We start from the raw sequence: 5,415 nt of genomic DNA on the forward strand, positions 1-5,415 counted from the left end.
CAAATGATCACATAAGATTATGAGACTCTTCGCTGAAGAGGAAGTATCTTTTGGTTTCCTCTTTCTCTTCTCGTTCACTTCTCTTTGTGCAATTACTTTCGCGCGAAATAAATTTCACGCCTACGGTGCTGCTTATCACCTCAGCATAGAAAAAGCACATTAGACTTATAGCTTCTATGCTTTGCTCTTTCAGCCCCTAGAACTTCACAAGAGTTTATTGTTTGTTATAAAACTCTTTATACCAACTGATAAGCTCAGCTACACCTTGCTTAACACCTACAGCTGGTTTGTAACCTGTAGCTTCAAATAAGTCTTGTGTATCTGCATAGGTTTTATAAACGTCACCAGCCTGCATTTCACGAAAGTTTTTCTTAGCTTCTATGCCTAACTCACTTTCTATAGCACTAATAAAGTCCATTAAGTTAATTGGGCTACCATGGCCAATGTTGTACACCTTAAACGGGGCAGAACTTGTTGCCGGTGAACCGGTTTCAACTTTCCAGTTATCATCACGTTCAGGTACTACATCAGCGGCACGTACAACACCTTCAACGATATCGTAGATATAAGTAAAGTCACGCCACATATCGCCATTGTTATTAATGTCGATCGTATCGCCGTCGAGGATCTTTTTAGTAAAAATATAAGGCGCCATATCTGGGCGACCCCATGGGCCATAAACCGTAAAGAAGCGTAGTCCAGTTGTAGGTAAGTTGTACAAATGCGAGTAACTATGAGCCATTAGTTCATTAGCTTTTTTAGTAGCTGCATAAAACGAAACTGGGTGGTCAACACTGTCGGTTGTTTCGAATGGAGTTTTTTCGTTTAAGCCATAAACAGAGCTAGACGAAGCATAAACTAAATGCGCAACCTTATTATGACGACACCCTTCAAGTACGTTTAAATGACCAACAAGGTTTGAATCTGCGTAAGCATCTGGGTTTTCAATTGAGTAACGCACACCTGCTTGTGCTGCTAAATGAATAACACGATCAAATTGCTCATTTTTGAAAAGTTCAGCCATTGCAGTACGCTCTGCAATATCAAGCTTAACAAAACTAAAGTTGCTGTTATCTTTAATTAGCTCAAGGCGGGCTAGTTTTAAATTTACATCGTAATAGTCGTTTAGGTTATCAATACCAACAACTGTATGACCTTGCGCTAAAAGTTTTTGGCAAGTAGCTGCGCCAATAAAACCCGCAGCTCCGGTTACTAAATATTTCATTTTATTCCTACTTTTTTAGAGCCCGGAGGCCGCCAATTCTTTTGACTTAATTCAAGCTTTAATGCTATTCATTTTCTTTGTGTAAAAACCTTAGATAATACTCACAAAGAGGTTAAGAGACGCTGCGCTGAAGAGGAAAAAATTAAGTAAGCTCTTGGTTTACCTCGTTCTCTTCTCTTTGTTCAAAGGTTCTTTGATTCGTAGGAACGGCTTTAGCCGTGAATTACCTTAAAGACTTCGGCACTAAAGTACCTCCTACGAGATAGGCTTTTGTCAAAGCCCTACCAACAACACCATTCAGCTTCAAACTGACATCTGAAAGCTATAAATGTTCTTCCTCTGTGCTCTCTATGTCCTCAGCTCTTTGCGCGAAATAAATTTCAACGCCTACATTAAATACAACTAATCGCACAAAGGGGCTAAGAGACGCTGCGCTAAAGAGAAATACTATTTAAATACCTCTTTCTCTTCTCGTTCACTTCTCTTTGTGAATAAATTTTCGTGCGAAGTAAGTTTCACGCCTACGATGCCACCTATCACCTCAGCGGCGAATATGCACATTCAGCTGAAAGCTGACAGCTATTTCGCATTAATCACTTCCAAACAAGTCACGGGTATAAACCTTATCTGCTACATCTTGTAATTCATCTGCCATGCGATTCGATACAATGACATCAGAGATACTTTTAAGCTCATCAAGGTTTTTAATTACACGCGAATTAAAGAACGCTTCGCCCTCAAAGGTTGGTTCGTAAACCACAACCTCAATACCTTTAGCTTTAATGCGTTTCATAATCCCCTGAATAGCAGATGCCCTAAAGTTATCTGATCCAGACTTCATCACTAAACGATAAATACCCACTACTTTAGGTTTGCGGTTAATAATAGAATTAGCAATAAAATCTTTACGGGTTGTATTGGCATCAACAATCGCACGAATCATATTGTTCGGCACGTCTTGGTAGTTAGCTAAAAGCTGCTTTGTGTCTTTTGGTAAACAGTAACCACCATAACCAAACGATGGGTTGTTATAGTGTTTACCAATACGTGGGTCTAGGCCTACACCCTCAATAATTTGTTTTGCATCTAAACCATGACTTTCGGCGTAGCTGTCTAGCTCATTAAAATAAGCAACACGCATTGCCAAGTATGTATTCGAAAATAACTTAATTGCCTCTGCTTCAGTTGAGTCAGTAAATAAAATATCGATATCTGTTTTTACAGCGCCTTCTGCCAATAAATTTGCAAATACTTTTGCGCGCTCACTTTGTTCACCCACAATAATACGTGACGGATGTAAGTTATCGTAAAGTGCTTTACCTTCACGTAAAAACTCAGGCGAAAAAATAATATTATCGGTATCAAACTGCTCTTTTACATCCTTAGTATAACCAACAGGTACTGTCGATTTAATTATCATGGTAGCGGTTGGGTTTATAGCTAACACATCTGCAATTACTGACTCTACAGATCGAGTATTAAAATAGTTTGTTACAGGGTCGTAATCGGTAGGGGTAGCAATTACAACAAACTCTGCACCTACAAGTGCTAACTCTTTGTTAGTTGTAGCAGTAAAATTAAGTGGTTTGTTGTTTAAAAAGTCACTAATTTCGGTATCAAGAATAGGAGATTTTTTATCTTGTAGTAGAGCAACCTTTTGCTCATCTATATCTAAAGCGATCACTTCACTGTGTTGCGCTAACAACATCGCATTTGAGAGGCCAACGTAGCCCGTACCAACAACTGCAATTTTCATAAGGTTACCATTAAAGCTAATTTATAACTGAGATACTGAGCTCTCAAAATGAATAACCTGAATTTTAGCACTTTTCTGTTTCTAACCGCTAATAACCAATGCATTTTTTAGAAACATATTAAGGGCATCTGCGTAATTACAACGCAGATGCGAAAGAAGGGTAATGCGGTAAAGTTAAACTAACCTTTAAAGTTAACAACCTTATTTGACTGTTCGTCATTTGTTACAGGTTTGGCTTGTTTAGCATTCCAAACTAGGTCACAAATACCATCAGTCGGGTTAAAGCCTGTTGGTGCATCGAGTAATAACTGGCGTATTGTTTGGTGATCAAAGTTATGACAAGCAATATCCAACGCTTCTAAAAACACATTTAGCTCAGGGAGTGGTAACATAACTTCGTTTGCAGTCATTATACGCTCGTGCGATGTTTCGCCAACGTTATCGCCAATAAGTAGCTCTTCAAATAACTTTTCGCCTGGGCGAAGGCCAGTACATTCTATAGCAATATCACCATGCGGATTTGCGTCGTCTTTAACCTCAAAGCCAGACAAGCGAATCATTTTTGTAGCGAGGTCTTTAATTTTTACAGACTCGCCCATATCGAGCACAAATACATCACCGCCTTTACCCATAGAGCCGGCCTGTATTACAAGCTGCGCCGCCTCAGGTATCGTCATAAAAAAGCGAGTAATGTCTGGGTGAGTTAATGTTATTGGCCCACCTTCTTTAATTTGCCTGCGGAACAAAGGCACAACCGAGCCGCTTGAACCAAGTACATTACCAAAGCGTACCATGCAAAAGCGAGTAGTATGTTGTTTACCTTTATTTTGCGCTAAACCTTGCAAGCATAACTCGGCCATGCGCTTAGTCGCCCCCATAACATTGGTTGGGCGTACCGCCTTATCGGTAGAGATAAGTACAAAAGTTTCAACCTTTGCATTTACCGCGGCTTTTGCAGCATAGTAAGTACCAAATACATTATTACGTACCCCTTCTACAACATTGTGTTCAACTAAAGGTACATGTTTGTATGCAGCTGCGTGATAAACCGTTTGTACACCAAAGGCCATCATTACGGTTTCTATACGGTTAATACGCTGCACAGAGCCCATAATTGGCACAAGCTTTACGCTTAAATTGTTATGCGTAATATACTCACTCAGTTCTTTTTCGATTGAATATAAGCCAAACTCATTTACTTCAAACAGTACAAGCTTTTTAGGTTGTTGCTTAACTATTTGCCTACATAGCTCAGAGCCAATAGAGCCACCCGCCCCAGTCACCATCACTACTTTATCGGTTATATTGGCTGCCATAAGCTCTGGTTTTGGATCTACAGGGTCGCGGCCTAATAAATCTTCTATTTCAACGTCTCTGAATTCAGAGAGTTTTGCTTTACCTTCAACCACATCGGCCATACCAGGTATAGAAAGTACGGTTACTTTTAACGGCTCTAACTGGGCTAAAATTTGTTTACGGCGGGCACGGCTTTCGCTGGGTAAAGCAAGTAATACCTTACTAACAGGGCCTTTATTTACAAGGTCGTAAATACCTTTAAAACATAAAACAGGTATACCTTGTATAATTGAGCCTTGCTTTGTTGTGTCGTCATCTATAAAAGCACGTACGTAATACTCAGGCCCTGTATTTAAAGCTGTTGCAAGTTGCCTACCTGCCGAGCCTGCACCATAAATAATGACCGACTCTTTATTAGCAGTAGTCAAACGGCCAATCATAGAGCGGGCCACAATGCGCGAGCCACCTACAGTAAGCAAACAAAGCCAGGCAAAAATAAACGGCATAGTGCGCGGTATGGTTGTACCAATAAAAAACGAAATTAAAACTAAAGCAACCGTGCTTATAAGTGTACCAAATACAACAGCCCACACGGCATGGGTATTCATGTAACGAAGTACTGCGCGGTATAAACCTAAGTTAATAAAAGCGAATAATGAGGTAGGGAGTAACAAGGCCAATACAAGCCAGTTATCGAAACTATAAAATGGTGAAATGCTATCGAGCCTAACAATTAAGGCCAGCCAAAAAGCCGAGATAATAAAAAACGAATCAAAGAATAAGGTAATTAACCTTTTTTTGGCGCGGGAGGCACTCAGTACAGCGCGAATATATTTATCCACAACAAGTTCCCTTTCTTGTAACGACAGCAAACTTAAAGTATCGCATCCATAACTTACTCTAAGCTTAATAATTGTAAAAAATTTTATAAATTATAACTTTAAAAAGGCCAAAACGCCACAATCTAATACAAATTCACTAGTTATTGAAATTAAAAGAATTATAGGAGCTAGGAGCTAGTACTCTTTCACATATATTTTGATCAGTTGCCCCTACTTAAATTCAGGTAACTGATCTTTTTCAATCAATAATTCAATACTCCTGCTTTTTCCAGTAACTGATGTTATAAATTTCTTCT

The 5,415-nt window shown here is 39.4% G+C and carries 3 protein-coding genes; all 3 read right to left on the minus strand.

The features are described 5' to 3' along the window. Window positions 1–214: 214 nt before the first annotated feature. The 3 genes from NFU46_RS20385 to NFU46_RS20395 all read right to left on the minus strand — a co-directional run bounded on the left by NFU46_RS20385 (window position 215) and on the right by NFU46_RS20395 (window position 5,119). On the minus strand, window positions 215–1,225 hold the full coding sequence (locus tag NFU46_RS20385) for an NAD-dependent epimerase (protein WP_251604488.1): 1,011 nt from the start codon (window positions 1,223–1,225) through the stop codon (window positions 215–217). 589 nt (window positions 1,226–1,814) lie between these two features. Further along, on the minus strand, window positions 1,815–2,981 hold the full coding sequence (locus NFU46_RS20390; protein ID WP_251604494.1) for a nucleotide sugar dehydrogenase: 1,167 nt from the start codon (window positions 2,979–2,981) through the stop codon (window positions 1,815–1,817). A gap of 179 nt (window positions 2,982–3,160) precedes the next feature. After that, window positions 3,161–5,119, minus strand: coding sequence for a nucleoside-diphosphate sugar epimerase/dehydratase (locus tag NFU46_RS20395; RefSeq protein ID WP_251604497.1), 1,959 nt, complete (start codon window positions 5,117–5,119; stop codon window positions 3,161–3,163). Between the last annotated feature and the right edge of the window lie 296 nt (window positions 5,120–5,415).

It is taken from the genome of Pseudoalteromonas sp. NCCP-2140 (assembly GCF_023708065.1).
GTDB lineage: Bacteria > Pseudomonadota > Gammaproteobacteria > Enterobacterales > Alteromonadaceae > Pseudoalteromonas.